The sequence below is a fragment of the Paraburkholderia fungorum genome (assembly GCF_046026025.1).
Lineage (GTDB): Bacteria > Pseudomonadota > Gammaproteobacteria > Burkholderiales > Burkholderiaceae > Paraburkholderia > Paraburkholderia fungorum_E.
Genome location: NZ_JAQQFL010000033.1, coordinates 1 through 16,718, shown reverse-complemented (window position 1 = coordinate 16,718; position 16,718 = coordinate 1). Strand labels below are relative to the sequence as shown.

General features: G+C 61.5%; 16 protein-coding genes. 4 read left to right on the top strand and 12 right to left on the bottom strand.

The features are described from left to right. Window positions 1-108: 108 nt before the first annotated feature. From PQR67_RS29170 to PQR67_RS29145, 6 genes are all read right to left on the bottom strand, one after another. Entirely contained in the window at window positions 109-810 is a 702-nt protein-coding gene (locus tag PQR67_RS29170) for a glutathione binding-like protein (protein WP_408466312.1), read from the bottom strand. Between the two features lie 190 nt (window positions 811-1,000). After that, window positions 1,001-2,260 carry an acyl-CoA dehydrogenase family protein gene (locus tag PQR67_RS29165; protein ID WP_408466311.1) on the bottom strand — a complete coding sequence of 420 codons (1,260 nt, stop codon included), beginning with the start codon at window positions 2,258-2,260 and terminating at the stop codon, window positions 1,001-1,003. Window positions 2,261-2,322: 62 nt separating this feature from the next. Further along, a complete protein-coding gene (locus tag PQR67_RS29160; RefSeq protein WP_408466310.1) occupies window positions 2,323-3,429 on the bottom strand; it encodes a phosphotransferase in 1,107 nt (368 codons plus the stop codon). Between the two features lie 20 nt (window positions 3,430-3,449). Further along, on the bottom strand, window positions 3,450-4,166 hold the full coding sequence (locus PQR67_RS29155) for a histidine phosphatase family protein (protein WP_408466309.1): 717 nt from the start codon (window positions 4,164-4,166) through the stop codon (window positions 3,450-3,452). A 31-nt stretch (window positions 4,167-4,197) separates the two neighbouring features. Continuing rightward, window positions 4,198-4,986 (bottom strand): oxepin-CoA hydrolase, alternative type, encoded by a 789-nt coding sequence (locus PQR67_RS29150; RefSeq protein ID WP_408466308.1) that lies wholly within the window; start codon window positions 4,984-4,986, stop codon window positions 4,198-4,200. After that, the gene (locus PQR67_RS29145) at window positions 4,983-6,539 is read right to left on the bottom strand and encodes a 3-hydroxyacyl-CoA dehydrogenase (protein ID WP_408466307.1); all 1,557 of its coding nucleotides are present in this window, start codon (window positions 6,537-6,539) and stop codon (window positions 4,983-4,985) included. Before PQR67_RS29145 ends, PQR67_RS29150 begins: the two co-directional genes overlap by 4 nt. A gap of 126 nt (window positions 6,540-6,665) precedes the next feature. Between PQR67_RS29145 and PQR67_RS29140 the strand changes: the two genes are divergently transcribed. Further along, window positions 6,666-7,313: a glutathione S-transferase family protein gene (locus PQR67_RS29140; protein WP_408466306.1), complete on the top strand. Its 648-nt coding sequence runs from the start codon at window positions 6,666-6,668 to the stop codon at window positions 7,311-7,313. Between the two features lie 109 nt (window positions 7,314-7,422). Here the strand turns inward: PQR67_RS29140 and PQR67_RS29135 are convergent, their stop codons facing one another. Both PQR67_RS29135 and PQR67_RS29130 read right to left on the bottom strand, forming a co-directional pair. Then, the gene (locus PQR67_RS29135; RefSeq protein ID WP_408466305.1) at window positions 7,423-8,595 is read right to left on the bottom strand and encodes a pyridoxal phosphate-dependent aminotransferase; all 1,173 of its coding nucleotides are present in this window, start codon (window positions 8,593-8,595) and stop codon (window positions 7,423-7,425) included. Between the two features lie 135 nt (window positions 8,596-8,730). Then, window positions 8,731-9,219, bottom strand: coding sequence for a putative toxin-antitoxin system toxin component, PIN family (locus PQR67_RS29130; protein ID WP_408466304.1), 489 nt, complete (start codon window positions 9,217-9,219; stop codon window positions 8,731-8,733). 58 nt (window positions 9,220-9,277) lie between these two features. Between PQR67_RS29130 and yaaA the strand changes: the two genes are divergently transcribed. Together yaaA and PQR67_RS29120 are read left to right on the top strand one after the other, a co-directional pair. Then, complete coding sequence (yaaA, locus tag PQR67_RS29125) at window positions 9,278-10,060, top strand: peroxide stress protein YaaA (RefSeq protein WP_408466303.1); 783 nt, start codon at window positions 9,278-9,280, stop codon at window positions 10,058-10,060. A gap of 34 nt (window positions 10,061-10,094) precedes the next feature. Beyond that, window positions 10,095-11,249 carry a M14 family metallopeptidase gene (locus tag PQR67_RS29120; RefSeq protein ID WP_408466302.1) on the top strand — a complete coding sequence of 385 codons (1,155 nt, stop codon included), beginning with the start codon at window positions 10,095-10,097 and terminating at the stop codon, window positions 11,247-11,249. A 134-nt stretch (window positions 11,250-11,383) separates the two neighbouring features. Here PQR67_RS29120 and PQR67_RS29115 read toward each other — a convergent pair whose 3' ends face one another. The 4 genes from PQR67_RS29115 to PQR67_RS29100 form a co-directional block, all read right to left on the bottom strand. Beyond that, entirely contained in the window at window positions 11,384-12,058 is a 675-nt protein-coding gene (locus tag PQR67_RS29115) for a BspC domain-containing protein (protein WP_408466301.1), read from the bottom strand. Between the two features lie 167 nt (window positions 12,059-12,225). After that, window positions 12,226-12,900, bottom strand: a complete 675-nt coding sequence (locus tag PQR67_RS29110) for an energy-coupling factor ABC transporter permease (RefSeq protein ID WP_408466300.1) — start codon at window positions 12,898-12,900, stop codon at window positions 12,226-12,228. A 112-nt stretch (window positions 12,901-13,012) separates the two neighbouring features. Further along, window positions 13,013-13,888 carry a LuxR C-terminal-related transcriptional regulator gene (locus tag PQR67_RS29105; protein ID WP_408466299.1) on the bottom strand — a complete coding sequence of 292 codons (876 nt, stop codon included), beginning with the start codon at window positions 13,886-13,888 and terminating at the stop codon, window positions 13,013-13,015. A 216-nt stretch (window positions 13,889-14,104) separates the two neighbouring features. Further along, entirely contained in the window at window positions 14,105-15,319 is a 1,215-nt protein-coding gene (locus PQR67_RS29100) for a DUF2863 family protein (RefSeq protein ID WP_408466298.1), read from the bottom strand. A 271-nt stretch (window positions 15,320-15,590) separates the two neighbouring features. On the opposite strand from PQR67_RS29100, the gene PQR67_RS29095 reads away from it, so the two are divergent. Continuing rightward, window positions 15,591-16,706 carry an AI-2E family transporter gene (locus tag PQR67_RS29095; protein WP_408466297.1) on the top strand — a complete coding sequence of 372 codons (1,116 nt, stop codon included), beginning with the start codon at window positions 15,591-15,593 and terminating at the stop codon, window positions 16,704-16,706. The last annotated feature ends 12 nt before the right edge of the window (window positions 16,707-16,718 follow it).

Below are 16,718 nucleotides of genomic sequence, written 5' to 3'. Positions count from 1 at the left end.
GCGCGAGCGGCCGTGATGCCGTCTCGCGCTTTTTTATGGCGCTGCAACGGTTGCGCTCATCTCATCGTCAATGCGAATGAGCGCCGCTGCAGCAGACCGACGGCACGACTACCGCTTGGCGTACTGCGTCGCACCGAACAGCATCTCTTTGGCCTTATCGTCCATGAGCGGCTTACGGGCCGACGCCAACACTTCGACGCCGCGCACCACCGCAGGACGTGCGGCAATTTCTTCGTGCCATCGCTTCACATGCGGAAACGCATCCAGTTCGATCCCCTGGTTTTGCCACGAGCGTGTCCAAGGAAATGCTGCGATGTCGGCGATCGTGTATTCATTGCCGGCGAGGTACGGCGTCTTGCCGAGCTGCGTATTCATCACGCCGTACAGACGCCGCGCTTCGTTCGTATAACGGTTGATCGCATATTCGAGCGGCTCCGGCGCATAGATACGGAAATGATGCGTTTGCCCTAGCATTGGACCGAGGCCGCCCATCTGGAACATCAGCCATTGCAGCGTCGCATAGCGTGCGGCCGGATCAGTGGGCAGGAATTTGCCGGTTTTCTCCGCGAGGTAAATCAGAATCGCGCCCGATTCGAACAGGGCGAACGGTTTGCCGTCGGCGTCTTTGGGACCTTCCGGATCGACGATCGCGGGAATCTTGTTGTTCGGGCTGATGGCAAGGAACTCGGGTTTGAACTGGTCGCCTGCACCGATATCGACGCCGTGCGCCGCGTACGCGAGGCCCGTTTCCTCGAGCATGATGTGAACTTTATGGCCATTCGGGGTTGCCCAGCTATAGACGTCGATCATCCTGGCTCCTTCGTTTTGTGAAAGCGGCGCCGCAAAGGGCGCCGCAATTGACGAAAATTAGAGCACAGATCGAGCGATGCTGCTGGCCGTGCCGTTGTGAGCCAGGTCTCGACGCCGTGGCGTAATCGACCGCCGCGAAGCCAGGCTTGAACGCCCCCTCAAGCGATCAAACGATCAAACGATTGAACGTTCAAACCCGCGTAACCGGCATCTCCACGCGCGCCGCAGCGCCCGTATCCATATAGCGCGCCAGTTCGAGCTTTGCGATTGCGTTGCGGTGCACTTCGTCGGGGCCATCGGCAAAGCGTAGCGTCCGTGCGGACGCATACGCATACGCCAGCGGAAAATCGTCGCTGACGCCACCGCCGCCGTGCGCCTGGATCGCCCAGTCGATCACCTGGCATGCCATATTCGGCGCGACCACCTTGATCATGGCGATCTCGCCGCGCGCGCCCTTGTTGCCGACGGTGTCCATCATGTACGCGGTTTTCAGCGTCAGCAGACGCGCCTGTTCGATCATGCAACGCGCCTCGGCCAGGCGCTCCTGTGTGACGCCTTGTGCAGCAACCGGCTTACCGAAAGCGATGCGTTGCATGGAGCGCTTCGCCATGAGTTCGAGTGCGCGCTCGGCGAGACCGATCAAACGCATGCAGTGGTGAATGCGTCCTGGTCCGAGGCGGCCTTGGGCGATTTCGAAACCGCGCCCTTCACCGAGCAGCATGTTGGTGGCCGGCACGCGCACGTTCTCAAGCGTAATTTCCATATGGCCATGCGGCGCGTCGTCGTAGCCGAATACGGTGAGAGGCCGATGTACGGTAATGCCGGTGGCATCGGCGGGAATCAGAATCATCGACTGCTGTGCATGGCGCGGCGCCTCAGGGTCGGTCTTGCCCATCACGATGTAGATCTTGCAGCGCGGATCCCCTGCACCAGACGACCACCACTTGTGGCCGTTGATCACGTAGGAGTCGCCATCGCGCACGATGCTCGTCTGGATATTGGTCGCGTCGGACGACGCCACTTCCGGCTCCGTCATCAGAAACGCGGAGCGGATGTGCCCTTGCAGCAGCGGTTCGAGCCACTCGCGCTTGTTGTCGTCGCTGCCGTAGCGTTCGATAGTTTCCATGTTGCCCGTGTCGGGCGCGTTGCAGTTGAACACTTCCGGCGCCCAGGGCACACGGCCCATGATCTCGCATAGCGGCGCGTACTCAAGATTCGTCAGACCGGCTCCGCGTACCGATTCAGGCAGGAACAGGTTCCACAGGCCGGCGTCACGCGCCTTCTGTTTCAGTTGCTCCATCAACTCGGTCGGCAGCCACGCATTGCCGTTCTGGCGATTGCGCGCAATCTCGGCATAGAACGCCTGCTCGTTCGGATAGATGTGCTCGTCGAAGAAGGCGAGCAGTTTCTCGCGCAGCGCCTGAACCTTCGGGGTGTAGTCGAAATTCATGTGTGACCTCGCGGATGACGAATGACGTGTGTTCAGAAGCGCAAGCTGGTGCGCCGATTTTCTTAACGTACTTTCTGTGCGTAGCGCCAGGCGAGTTCGGCCATCGGCTTCGCACGGCGGCCGGCATCGAGCGCCTGAGCACTGGCTGCCGTGCCGTCGACCACGCGTTTCATGATCCCTTGCAGGATGGCCGCGATGCGGAACATGTTGTACGCCAGATAGAAATTCCAGTCGCCGTGAATCTCGAAGCCGGTGCGCTTGCAATAGCGTTCGACGTACTGCGCTTCGTCGGGAATACCGAGCACCGCCCAGTCGAGGCCCGCAATGCCGCGAAACTGCGCCGGGTCGACGTGCCACGCCATGCAGTGATAGGCGAAGTCGGCGAGCGGGTCCCCGAGCGTTGACAGTTCCCAGTCGAGTACGGCCAGTACGCGCGGCTCGGTGGGATGGAAGATCAGATTGTCGAGCCGGTAGTCGCCATGCACGACCGAGGCGCGCTCGCTCGTTTCCGCTGGCATATGCTGCGGCAGCCATTCGATCAGGCGTTGCATCGCGTCGATCGGCTCGGTTTCGGAGGCGATGTACTGTTTGCTCCAACGGCCGATCTGGCGAGCGAAGTAGTTGCCCGGTTTGCCATAGTCGGCAAGACCGATTGCGGCGACGTCGACGCTATGCAGCGCGGCGATCACGCGATTCATTTCGTCGTAAATCGCCGTGCGCTCCGCAGGCGTCATGCCGGGCAATGACTGGTCCCACAGCACGCGGCCTTCGACGAACTCCATCACGTAGAACGCCCGGCCGATCACACTTTCGTCTTCGCACAAGGCGAGCATGTTCGCGACCGGCACGTCGGTGCCGGAAAGCGCATGCATCACACGGTATTCGCGTTCGACGGCGTGCGCCGAGGGCAGTAATTTCGCGGCCGGCCCGGGTTTCGCGCGCATCACGTACGAGCGCGATGGCGTAACGAGTTTGAAGGTGGGATTCGACTGGCCGCCGGCGAATTGCTCCAAAGTGAGCGGGCCGGCAAATCCGTCGACATGCTGGGCTAGCCACGCGGCGAGCGCGTCACTGTCGAAGCGTTGCCGCTCGTTGACCGGACGCGTGCCCTCGAAGGCCGAGTAATCCGGCTTGTGTTCTGGTTCGCCGGTCTGTGTGGCTTGCACCATGTGTCTCCTCCAGTTCGGGTTCAGCTACGCTGGTATTGAATGAATTGTGCGTAGAGCATTTCCATCGTGGTATTGCGAACGTCGCGATGGAGCGGCGACGGCGGGGAATAGTTGATCGTGCGTAACACCCAGTCTCGCGGCGCGGCGCCGACGTCGAGCGCGTTGATGCAACCGGTGGCCTGCGCCAGATGGCCGAAGAAAGTGCGGCCGCCGGCGGTGAGCGCGTGCGACAGAATCGCGCGATTCACGCCGCCGTGCAGCACCAGCAGCACGGTGTCCCACGACGTGTCCTCGCGCAACGCCGCCACTGCCGGCAGCACACGGTCGAACAACGCACCGATGGTTTCGCCGCCGAGAAAGCGCGTGCTTTCCGGCACGATGCCGTCGAACGCGCCGAGAAACGCTGCTTCGATATCCTGCGGCGGAATGTTGCTGAGCTTGCCACCGCGAATTTCTTGCAACGCGGGTTCGATATCGAGTTCGATCTGCTGACCGGTCTCGGCCAGCACACGTTGAGCGGTTTCGACCGTGCGCGGCAAACCGCTTACGATCACCCGATCGAACCGGATTTGCTGGTCGGCGAACGCCCGGCCTGCCGCGCTTGCCTGTTCGCGGCCGTGCGCGTTCAACGGCACGGTTTCAGGATCGATCGCGCGGCCGGAGTCGTCGAAGTAGGTCACGTCGCCATGACGCATCAGAAAGATGCGGCGGCGCCTGGGGAGTTGAAAGTCAGGCATCGTCCCTTCGTTCACTTAGGTTCACCCGCATTCATTTGTAGACCGGTGCGCGTTTTTCGAGGAAGGCGGAGATCCCTTCGAGCCCGTCGCGGTGGTGCAGTGAGGCAACAAAGCTGTCGCGTTCGGCGACCAGATGTTCAGCGAGCGGCTGTGCGCCGGCCGCGCCGATGAGCCCCTTGATACGCGCGACCGAATTCGGCGAAATCTTGCCGAGTTCATCGGCCCACGCAACAGCTGTGTCGCGCACGGTGCCGGCCTTCGCCAGTTTGTTGACGACGCCGAGATCGTAGAGACGCGTGGCGCCGATCGGTTTGCCTTCGATCAGCACTTCGGTTGCCAACTGACGGGGCAAGGCTTGTGCGAGAAACCACGATCCACCGCCATCGGGCGTGAGCCCTACGCGTGCATACGACATCACGAATTTGGCGTCTTCCGCGGCGACGATCAGATCGCACGCGAGCGCGAGCGAAAACCCCGCACCGGCGGCGGCGCCGTCGACGGCAGCGATCACCGGCTTCGACGACAGACGCAGCGCCGAAATCCATTCGCCGAGCAGATCGATACTCTCCGCCTGCACCGACGGGTCTTTCGCGCGATTTTCCAGCAAGCGGTTCAGATTGCCGCCGGCACAAAAGAAATTGTCCGCGCCGGCAATCACGACCGCGCGTATGGACGGGTCGCGCTCCACGGACTCGAGCGCTTCGATGCCCGCGGCATACATGTCCGGATGCAGCGCATTGCGTGCGCCGGGGTTCGACAGCGTGAGGACTAGCGTCGATTCGCTTTCGGTCGGGCGCGAGGTCAGCAGTTCGGCGCTCATTGTTGGGTCTCCGTTTGAGTGTCGGCAGCGTCGCGTTGTGTCAGCGACAGGCCAAGCTGCGCACGCCGTGCCAGCCAGGGGGATGGACGATAGCGCGGGTCACCGAGCACGCTGAAGATATTGCGCAAGATGGTGAGAATCGTTTTCGCGCCGAGCGCATCGCCGAGTGCGAGCGGCCCGCGCGGGTAGCCAAGGCCCAGCGTCACCGCGAGGTCGATGTCGTCCGGCGTCGCGATCTGTTGTTGCGCAATGTCGCAGCCGATGTTGACGATGGTTGCCACAATGCGTTGCGCGACGAAGCCGGTCGAATCGCGGATCATGGTGACGGGCACGCCGTCGGCGGCAAATAGTGCGTGCGCGGTCTCGCGTGCCTCGCGGGTGGTGGCGGGTGTCGTCATCAACGTGCGACGCGGCACGACGGCCAGCGGGAAGAGGGTATCGATAGCGACAACGCGAGTCGCATCGAGTGCTTCGTCGGCGGCAGCGGTGGTTGCGTCATGACCGAACGGCGTTACGACGATCAACGAGTCCGCTGCGGGTATGGCGCCTTCGTCGAGCTTTACGCCGGCTTTGGCGACGAGTTGCACGACGGCTTCATGCGCTTGCGGATAGCGCTTGCTGACCCACACGCTTTGGGGCAGTTCGGTCGGCGCGGGCGCTTCTGCGGGCACTTGCTGCTTGCCGTCTTCGTAGCGATAGAAGCCTTCGCCCGTTTTGCGGCCGATCAGTCCGCCCGCAAGCCGCGTGCCGGTGATCGGCGAGGGCGTGAAGCGCGGTTCTTCATAGAACTGGTGATAGATCGATTCCATCACCGGATGCGATACGTCGAGCGCGGTCAGGTCGAGCAGTTCGAACGGCCCGAGGCGAAAACCTGCCTGCTCGCGCATGATGCGGTCGATGTCGGCGAAGCTCGCCACGCCTTCGCCGACCACGCGCAGACCCTCGGTATTCATACCGCGGCCGGCATGGTTGACAATGAAACCGGGCATGTCTTTCGCGCGCACCGGCGTGTGTCCCATGCGGCGCGCGAGATCCATCAATGCATCGCCAACGGCGGGATCGCCGCGCAGGCCGTCGATCACCTCAACGACCTTCATCAGTGGAACAGGATTGAAGAAGTGATAGCCGGCCACCCGCGACGGATTCGTGCAGCCCGCCGCGATCGCCGTAATCGACAACGACGAGGTGTTCGATGCCAGCACGCAACGGTCGCTCACCACCGTTTCGAGTTCGCGAAAGAGGGCCTGTTTCACATCGAGCTTTTCGACGATCGCCTCGACGACCAGATCGCAATCGGCCAGATCGCCGATGACCTGCGCACCGCTCACGTTCGCCAGCGCGGCGAGCGAGCGGGCCTGGTCGAGCTTGCCTTTGGCGGTCAATTTGGCGAAAGTCTCGGCAAGGTAGTCGCGCGCGGCGCCGATTGCGGTGGGATTCGTGTCATACAGACGCACGGTGAGACCGGCCAGTGCGGCGATCTGAGCAATGCCGCGCCCCATTGCACCGGTTCCGACAATGCCGATAGTCTCGATGCTGAAATTGCGAGAGGTCATTGTGATGCTCGACTCCATGGTTATTTTAGAATAGCACGATCGTGCAATTTACTGGATGATTGATCGAAGGCCGCTGCTTTGAATTTGACGAGCGGTCTCAAACAACCCGAAGGAAGGAGACTCCCGATGATCAAGCTGTGCGGTTTCGCGCTGTCCAACTATTACAACAAGGTCAAGTTCGTGCTTCTCGAACACGGCATTCCGTTCGAAGAAGTGTTCGTGATGCCGAGCCAGGAGGAGACCATGCTCGAACATTCTCCGCTCGGCAAGGTGCCCTATATCCAGACCGAACACGGCGATCTGTGCGAATCGCAAAGCATCGTCGAATATCTGGCCGCGCGGTTTCCCGACAAGGCGATTTTTTCCGCTGACCCATGGGAAGCGGCCAAGGAGCGCGAATTGATTACGTTCGTGGATGTGCATCTCGAACTGACCGCGCGCAATCTCTACAAGGAAGCGTTTTTCGGTGGCACCGTGACGGACGCGACCAAGGGGCGCGTCGAGAAACTGCTTGCGCATCACATTGCCGGCTTCAAGCGAATCGCGGAGTTCGGGCCATATTTGCGCGGCGAGCGTTTCAGTGTCGCCGACACAGCAGGGTTTGTGAGTTTGCCGCTGGTGGGCATGGCGACGCAGACCATCTACGGCCGCGATCTGCTGCTCGACGCCGGCGTGGACTGGAAAAGCTATGTGAAGGCGATCAACATGCGGCCAGCCGCGCAACGCGTGACCGAAGATCGTAAGGCGCATATCGCGGCCTCGCGTCCAGCCTGACGAGCGGCAGGTTTGCGGGCGAGATGAACCCGGGCGTGCAACATACACGTGGGCGGCTGCGCGCGATGGCGAGGAACGTGGGTTCGTTCGCAGCATCGCGCGGGGCATCCTAGAGCCGCGCCAGCCGGTCGAGCGCGGTGGCGAGGGTGGCCTCCTGCTTGGCAAAGCAGAAGCGCACCACGCCCGATTCATGCGCCTCGTGATAGAACGCCGACACCGGAATCGCTGCAACGCCGATCTCGCCGGTCAGCCATTGCGCGAATTCGGCTTCGGGCAAATCGCTGATTGCCGAATAATCGACACACTGAAAGTAGGTGCCCGTGCAAGGCAGCAGCCTGAAGCGTGAATTCGCGAGGCCTGCACGGAAGAAGTCGCGTTTCTTCTGATAAAACGCGGGCAGATCCAGATACGGCGCTGGATCGTTCATGTAATCCGCGAGGCCGACCTGCATCGGCGTGTTGACCGTGAACACGTTGAACTGGTGCACTTTGCGGAATTCAGCCGTGAGTGCGGCGGGTGCGGCTACGTAGCCGACCTTCCAGCCGGTGACGTGGTAGGTCTTGCCGAAGCTCGACACCAGGAAACTGCGCTGCGCCAGCTCCGGATAGCGCGCGACGCTTTCGTGCGGCGCGCCGTCGTACACCATGTGCTCGTACACTTCGTCCGACAGGATCAGCACGTTGGTGCCGCGCACGATTTCTTCGAGCTTGCGCATGTCTTCCGCGCGCCAGACCGTGCCGGTCGGATTGTGCGGCGTGTTGATCAGCAGGAGCCGGGTTTTCGGCGTGATCGCGGCGGCGAGCTTGTCGAACGGGATGGCGTAGTCGGGCGCCTCGAGCGTGACGAATACCGGCTTGCCGCCGGCCAGTTCGATCGACGGCACGTAGCTGTCGTAGTTCGGCTCGATCACGATCACTTCGTCGCCGGGGTGCACGGTGCAGAGAATCGCGGTTAGCAGCGCCTGCGTGGCGCCCGCCGTCACGGTGATCTCGCTCGCGGCGTCATAGCGGCGCCCGTAGAGGTTTGCGATCTTATCCGAAATCGCCTGACGCAGCGGCGCGGCGCCGGCCATCGGCGGATATTGATTGTGGCCGTCGCGCATGGCGTTCGCGACCGCGTCGACAATGCGGGGATCACAGCCGAAATCGGGAAAACCCTGGCCGAGGTTCACCGCGCCTTTTTCGGCGGCGAGTGCGCTCATCACGGTGAAAATCGTCGTGCCGACGTCCGGCAGGCGAGACGGAAACGAGGGACTCATGGGCGTGTCGTGCGGTGCATTCATGGCGCTGTCCTGAGCGTGGTCGAGTGAGTTGGCGAATTGACAGAGGGCGTCGTTCGAAAAGGACGAAGCCTGATTGTAGGGAATCGCGGCGTTATGTGCGCGCGCTCGACCCGACGTTGGCCATCTGGCCAGGGGTCATACCGGTGCGGGCTCGTCCGCGATTGTCATGCAGGCGCTGACGAACGGTGCCGGCTGTGCAATCTGGAAACCGAAGTCGCGCGCAATCCGCTTGGCGAGTTTCAATACCGCGCGGTCTTTCGACACCAGCCAGTCGGCCTGCGCGGCGTGCGCGAGTTCGAGGAATTTCTGGTCGTCGCGGTCTTTGCATTTGGGCAAGGGCCTGGCATCTTCCGCAGGTGCGGCGGGTTCGACCAATTGCGTCAGGCGTGCGACGACAGCCAGCGCCGCCGACTTGTCGACCTTGCGATGCACGAATTGCGGATAGTCGAGCACGTAGGTGAGTTCGGCGAGGCAGCGCGCGTCGATCAGCGCGGCGAGCGCGCCGCTTTCGAGCGCGGCGCGGATCGGCCGCGTGTGCGGATCGTCGAACACGAGAATATCGATCCAGACATTGGAATCGAGGACGACGCGCAAAGCGCCGTGTGAGGCATGGGAACCGGGCATTCGTTACAATCTGGCTTTCGTCTTTGACCGCCAGGCACGGCGTGCCTGCAAGGCCTCTATGATAATCGTTCTGTCGCCGGCGAAATCGCTCGACTACGAAACCCCTCCGCATGTCAAAAAGCACACGATCCCCGATTTCGTCGACGACGCGGCCGAATTGATCGGTGGATTGCGTCTTTTGTCGCCGCAGCAGATCGGCTCGTTGATGAGCATTTCCGATCAGCTTGCCCACCTCAATTTCCAGCGTTACGCGCAATGGTCCCCCAGTTTCGGCACGCACAACGCCAAGCAGGCCGTGCTCGCGTTCAACGGCGACGTGTACGAAGGCTTCAACGCCAGGACCTTGTCGTCGGCCGATCTGGATTACGCGCAGAACCATGTGCGCGTGCTTTCGGGCCTGTACGGATTGCTGCGTCCGCTCGATCTGCTGCAACCCTATCGCCTCGAAATGGGTACTCGCTTTGCCAATACGCGCGGCAAGGACCTATACGCGTTCTGGGGCGAACGGATCACTCAGGCTTTGAACGCGCAACTGAAGAAGCGCGCTGCCGCCTCGCGCGTGCTGGTCAACTGCGCTTCCGGCGAGTACTTCAAGTCGGTCAAACCCAAGCTGCTCGAAGCGCCGATCGTCACCCCCGTGTTTGAAGACTGGAAGGGCGGCCGCTACAAGATCATCAGTTTCCATGCAAAGCGCGCGCGCGGACTGATGGCGCGCTACGCGGTCGAAAACCGTCTCGACAAGCCCGAGCAGTTGAAGGACTTCGACGCCGAAGGCTACGCGTTCAACGGCGGGGCCTCGAACGATTCCACTTACGTATTCCGCCGCCGCATCGCCGATTAGGCGGTTGCGGCGCACACAAGCAGGGAAGAACATCATGACGTTATCGATTACGAGCAACTTCGATGCGGGCGCGATTGAAGTGCTGGCCTGCGAAGATGCCGGCAACATCCGTTTGCGCGTGCGGCCCGACAGTCATGCTGATTTCGCGCAGTGGTTTTATTTCCGTTTGTCCGGCGCGGCCGGCGAGCGCTGCGTGATGACCTTCGAAAATGCCGCGGCGTGCGCTTTCGCCGAAGGCTGGCGCGACTACCGGGCGGTAGCAAGCTACGACCGGGTGAACTGGTTCCGCGTGCCGACTTCCTACGACGGCCGTGTGTTGACGATCGACCACACGCCGGATTTCGACCGCATCTACTACGCGTATTTCGAGCCGTATAGCGAGGAGCGTCACTCGGAATTTCTCGGTGCGATCCAGCAGATGCCGCAGGCCACGCTGACGGAGTTGGGCAAGACCGTCGAAGGCCGGCCGATGTCTCTGTTGACGCTCGGCACGCCGCAAACCGGCGATACGCCCAAGAAGAAAATCTGGCTGATCGCGCGCCAGCATCCTGGCGAGACGATGGCCGAGTGGTTTATCGAAGGTCTCGTCAAGCGTCTCGCGGGTTGGGGCGATTGGGCGGGCGATCCGGTGGCGCGCAAGCTCTACGATCACGCGGTGTTCTACGTCGTGCCGAATATGAATCCGGACGGCAGCGTGCACGGCAATCTGCGCACCAACGCGACGGGCGCGAACCTGAATCGCGAATGGATGGAACCGGACGCCGCGCGCAGTCCCGAGGTGCTGGTGGTGCGTGACGCAATTCACGCGATTGGTTGTGACCTCTTTTTCGATATCCACGGTGACGAGGCGCTGCCGTACGTGTTCGTGGCCGGCTCCGAAATGCTGCCGGGTTTCACGGAGCGGCAGGCCGAGGAGCAGAAAGCGTTCATCGAAGCATTCAAGCATGCGAGTCCGGATTTCCAGGACAAGTTTGGCTATGCCGCGAGCAAGTATCGTGAGGACGCGCTCAAGCTGGCATCGAAGTACATCGGTAATGAATTCGGTTGCCTGTCGTTGACGCTGGAGATGCCATTCAAGGACAACGCCAATTTGCCGGACGGGCGCGTGGGTTGGAACGGCGAGCGTAGCGCGTCGCTGGGCGCAGCCATGTTGCAGGCGATTTTGCGGCACGTGGAGACATTCGCCTGACTGGACGCCGCATGAAAACGGGGCACGCACTTTCGAAAGTGCGTGCCCCGTTTTTTGGATGGGGGCCGGTATAGCCCACCGCGTGGGTCAGTCGAAACGGCTGCGGGCCACGCTCTTTACGCAGGCCACGCTCATTATTGAGTCTTTTTCGCCGGGGATTTCTTCGCCGCCGATTTGCCTGAAGACTTGCCCGAAGATTTGCCGGAAGTTGCTCGCGAAGATTTCCCCGAACTTGCCTTCGAGGACTTTCCGGTCGCTTTCTTTGTGGTTTTGCCACTAGCGGAGTGCTTGCCCTTCACGCTCTTATGCTTGCCCGAGGATACCCGCGATCCGCTGGAGCCGGAGCTATGCGCACGGGCTGGCGGCACTGGATCGTTCCAGCTGAATGCGAGCATCTGTGAGCCGACGTAGCCACAACGGAATTTGAGATCGGCCGGATCGCCGCCGCTCTGGGGGATGCCGAGACCTTCGACGGTAACGATGCTGTCTACCTTGACGCGCTGCTTGCCCTCGTCGAACGAATCGTTCCAGGGCGTGACAGACGCATGCGCACTGTCGAAAGAGCTGGGCGGGAATTCGACGTGGTCGAAGGCGGTCGATGTACTCGCAACAAAATTGCCATGAGCGGCGCAGTCCGCGACAAGCGGGTCCGCATGCATGTCATTGACAAATTTGTTGACGAGATCGTTGTGCTGTTCGAGTTGATCGGCGTATGCGGGAGCAGTGCAAATGAGCGAGAGACTCGCTGCAAATGTTGCTAACCGGCCGACCAACCGCAGCAATCGGCGCGGTACGTTGGTGCGATCCATCAAGTTCGTTAGACGCTAATGAGACGTGAGGCACGTAAGATGCCTGGCGAGAGGAATGAGTTCAATCCTGACACAAATATTTTGTCCTGTCGTGGTGCGTGAACTCGGGCGCTTTGTGGGCCAAGGTGGCCGATTGCCGCGGATATGTGCTCGACGTCGCGCTCGTGTCAGGTGCGTGGCCCACCCAATCGATATCGACGCACATCATAAGTGGTAACCCACGCCGGTCGGTAGACCGCGATCAATGCCGTCGACATGCCGGTGAACCAGGCCTCGCCAGTGGCCAGCAGAAGCACGCTGAATGCGTACCCGGCTGGCACCACGGTCATCGAGCCGTCGGCGAGCGCAATGTGAACGCCGAGTGCCGCCGCCGCCGTGAGCGATACGGCAATGGCGGGTGAGACAAAACCCTGGCCGAAGATAAACATGAAGAGGTTACGCGGCAGCCAGGCGATGCTGGCGCGCTGGATTAAAGTCGAGATACCGACAGGCAGCGCACCGAACACGAGGAAAGTCAGCGCGATGCCCTGCCAGGGGGCGTCGAAGACGACGGCGGCAAGACCGGTGACTATCGCCATCGCGATCAGCGCCAGTCCCCAATCGAACAGCGTGACGACCAGCGTGGCACCCAGCAGATGCATGACCGTGCCGTCGTCGAGCCAGGCGTTGCTCGCCCACAGCACCGACACCGCGACGATGATCGCGAGCCAGACATGCTGGAGTGTGCCGTCCTGAAGTCGTTTGAAAGGATTTTTCCACAGAGCGAGCGCGACCACTATCGCAGTGGCGATCCAGCCACCGACAGCGACCCAGAACGGAAGCGGTGTGTAGAGGAAACCCATGTATCTCATATTACTCGTTGGACGAGAAAAGGTGTGAGCGGATTCCATGCCAGCCGGCATGAACGCTGCCAGAAAGTGCGCGTTCCGATCCTGGCGCGCACGCCGGCTGACGTCATGCCGAATCTTGCGTAACCTGTTCCGTCACCAGTCCGGCGGGCGCATCGCCGTATGGCGTGCTCGGTTCGGCCGCCACTGGCAGCGTGTCGGCCGTGTCGTTCGCGGGCAACGGATACTGAAAGCGCCGAGGCGCACGGCGCCGCAATGGCACCACGCCAGCTTGCCCCATGGCCGGACGAACCGGACCTTCGTCATCGTTGCGCAGCACTTCCAGATGAGCCGACAGCCAGCCGTTGTAGAGCGCGACTGCGGCGGCGCGGTTAGGTGCTCCGAGCTGCTGAAATATGCTGGTCAGGTGGATCTTGACAGTGCCTTCACTGATGCCGAGCGTGCGCGCGATCATTTTGTTGGTGCTGCCCATGTGAACGCAGCGCATGATCTGCTGCTGGCGGGGCGACAGGCCGCCGGAAAGTTTGCTCCGGCGTGGTGGTGGATTCTTCTCGTCGAACGGCCGGATGGCGGCATCCGGCGGTAGCGGAGGATTGAGCGCCAACGCACCCGGCGGCACATAGTGACCGCCCAGCAGAACCATCTCGAAAGCACGCACGATCAGGCACGGGTCGGTTTCGCGCGGAACTACGCCTAGTACACCTTCGTCCATGAGGTTCCGCACGACGGTTGGAGAGGCCTCGTCGGTCAGCACGGCAATACGCAGGTCCGGGTAGTGGCTGAGCAGGTGACGGGTATCGTCAACCGACATCCAGTCCTGCCAATCGATCACTAGCAGATCGGGCCGCAGGCGCTTGAGCGTGCGTTCGACCTGACGCCAATCCTGTGCTTCGTTAAAGCGCGCCAGCCGGTCGATTTGCCGCAGCAGTGCCTTGAGCCCATCGCGTCGTTCCGCGTCTGAGTTGAGTATTGAGAATCGCATGCCATGTCTCCAGATGAATCGGACGAGGTGGCGCGATGCATGCGAACCGGCGAAGGTGCCAGGAGCATTGCGAAGCGCCACCGGCACTATGATGACAAATTCCCTTGGCTTTGACGGCCTGTCCAAAAGGCATAGGAGGAATGGCATAAAAAACCCCGCGCGCGGCGGGGCTTCCTGATGTCGACGGTGCGGCGCAATGACGCCGGCGCCCGGGGATCAGTGGAAATGCGGTTGCGCGGGCTCTGCGTCTTCCGGCATTTCGGCATGGACGATTTCGCCGAGCGGGTCCGCGTAGAGCGGGACGCCGCAGTCATCGCAATATTCAGGCTCGAAGCGACCCGCGTGGCGGCGTACGTCTGTCACACCGGTTTCCTTGAGCAATGCGACGATTTCTTCGAGCGGATCGTCTGACGCGGCAGTCTCTTGCGGTTCTTCGTCAATGCCGGGTTCGCCGTTCTCGCGGCCATAAAGTGGCCACACGACGCCGTAGATCACATCATTGCTGCCCTTGCGTGTGAAGCCGACGCGATATTCGTCGATACGGCGCTCGCCGAAACCTGCGACAACCGCGCGCAACTCCTGCGGCGCCGCGCCGATTGTGTCGAACAGGTAACGCACGGCGGTACGTACCGTGTGAGGGCGCACGCTTTCGTCAGCGTCGCGGCAGGCTGAATAGTAGGCATCCGGCAGCAAGCACTCGAATTCGCATCCGGGCAGCACCAGCGATAGATTTGCGCCGCCTTGCGTTGCCCATTGTTCGAGGCATTGGCCGCGCTCGATCCGGCTGCCGTTCTCTTCTTCCTGCCAACGAAACGCCGGCTCGCCGACCGGCGCCGCGACCACCGCCAGCAGAAAGCGCGGGTCGGCCAGGATTGGCGAGGTTTCTGGCAGTTCGCCAAAATTAAGTTTGACGTTGCCGCCAGCCATGGCTGCCTGAGCGAGTTGCTGGGAAATACGCCAGGTTTCGACGTGGTGGCGCGGCAGTTGGTCGATGCTGTAAAGGAACGGCACCATGGCGACACGTGTATTGGCCGCGAGCACGTGAGCCTGCAGGTGCGCGCGCAGCGCGTCGGCCGCGTCCGCTTTGAGCGGGCCGGAAGGAATCATGTAGCGAGTCCAGGCCAGCACTGGCGCGGCAATCAGCAGCGCTTCGTAAGGAACGCCTTCATGTTCGACGATGAACGACTCGCTGTGCGTTTCCGCCATGTCGGCGAGCGCGCCGTAAGCATCAGGATGATTCTGCTGCAGATGATCGAGCGCGGCGTCCAGCGTTGTCTGGTTGGCGTTGCGGATGATCTTGGCCAGCAACACATCGAGCTTTGCTTCCCAGAAGCGGTCCTCGGTGCGGCTGCCCGACGCGAAAAGCGCGAGCGAAAGACCGACAAGCTTGTCGGCATCGGGGGGGAGACGTTTGGCGATTCGCGAGCGCATAAATCCAGAAATTTGGGGGCACAGAACCTTATATTCTAGTCTTTTCTATGCCGCCATATTATTTGGCCGGATATGCGGGATGGATTGCGAGATTCTCGTATTGAAAATAAGCCTGCGACTGCCGCCGTCAGATGCGTTGCATGGCATCCTGGCCGGATGATATAAGACATGCCCGAGGGTAGGACTCGCTTCTATACTGACCGCGTTCAGTGGGCGCCTGGCTGGTGCGTGCCTATTCGTCGCTGTGGTCTGGCACAACAGGAGATTCATAGTGAAATCGGACCAACTGATTGAACGTCTCGCCGCGGTGTTCGCGTTGATCATATTGGTGGGCGGCTCCCTGCTGGTGCTTGCGCCTTTTACGACCGCGCTGCTGTGGGGCGCCATCCTCAGTTATAGCTCGTGGGGCTTGTACCGGCGCCTGACTGCGGCGGTTGGAGGGCGGCGGAAGCTGGCCGCGACCTTGATCGTGCTCATCATTCTGGTTGTGGTGCTTGGTCCGTTTGTCTATGCGGGCTTTGCTTTCGGTGCGCACGTTCACGAGATCGTCGCGTTGGTACAGAGGCTCTTCGAGGCTGGCTTGCCGGATTTACCACCGTGGGTGGGGCGAATCCCGCTGGTTGGCTCGAACATCGAGACGTTTTGGGCGAATGTAACGAGTAGCAACTCCGAACTGATCGCGCAAATGCGTGCGCTTGCGGCGCCGGCCGGCAAGTGGATTCTGGCGGCTGCGATCGCAGTGACACACGGTCTGGGATTGCTGGCGCTGAGTATCGTGCTCGCGTTCTTCTTTTATACCGGAGGAGAGGGCGCGGCAGCCTGGCTGCGGGCGGGCATGCGGCGCATCGCCGGCGAACGCGCCGATTACTTGCTGACGCTGGCGGGTAGCACGGTGAAGGGCGTGGTTTACGGAATTCTCGGCACGGCGCTTGTGCAAGGCATTCTTGCCGGATTTGGTTGCTGGATTGCGGGTGTCCCTGCACCGGCGCTACTTGGACTGGCGACCTTCTTCCTGTCGGTTATACCGGGAGGCCCGGTTGTCGTCTGGTTGCCCGCAGCGATCTGGCTATATCACGGCGACGCAACGGGTTGGGCAATCTTTCTGGTTGTGTGGGGCGTGTTGGTCGTCGGTATGTCCGACAATGTCATCAAGCCGATTTTGATCGGTAAGAGTAGTGACATGCCGCTGATCCTGGTGATGCTGGGTATCTTGGGCGGTGCGTTTGCTTTTGGCTTCCTTGGCGTTTTCATCGGCCCAACGTTGCTCGCGGTTGCCTATACCGTGCTACACGATTGGACGATCGGCGCCCCGGCAGCACGCGCTCAGGCATCCGACGCGGAAGTACCGGTTGTCGATGAGCAAAGACGCATAGAAAAGGCGCCTTGAAATAAATCCCGG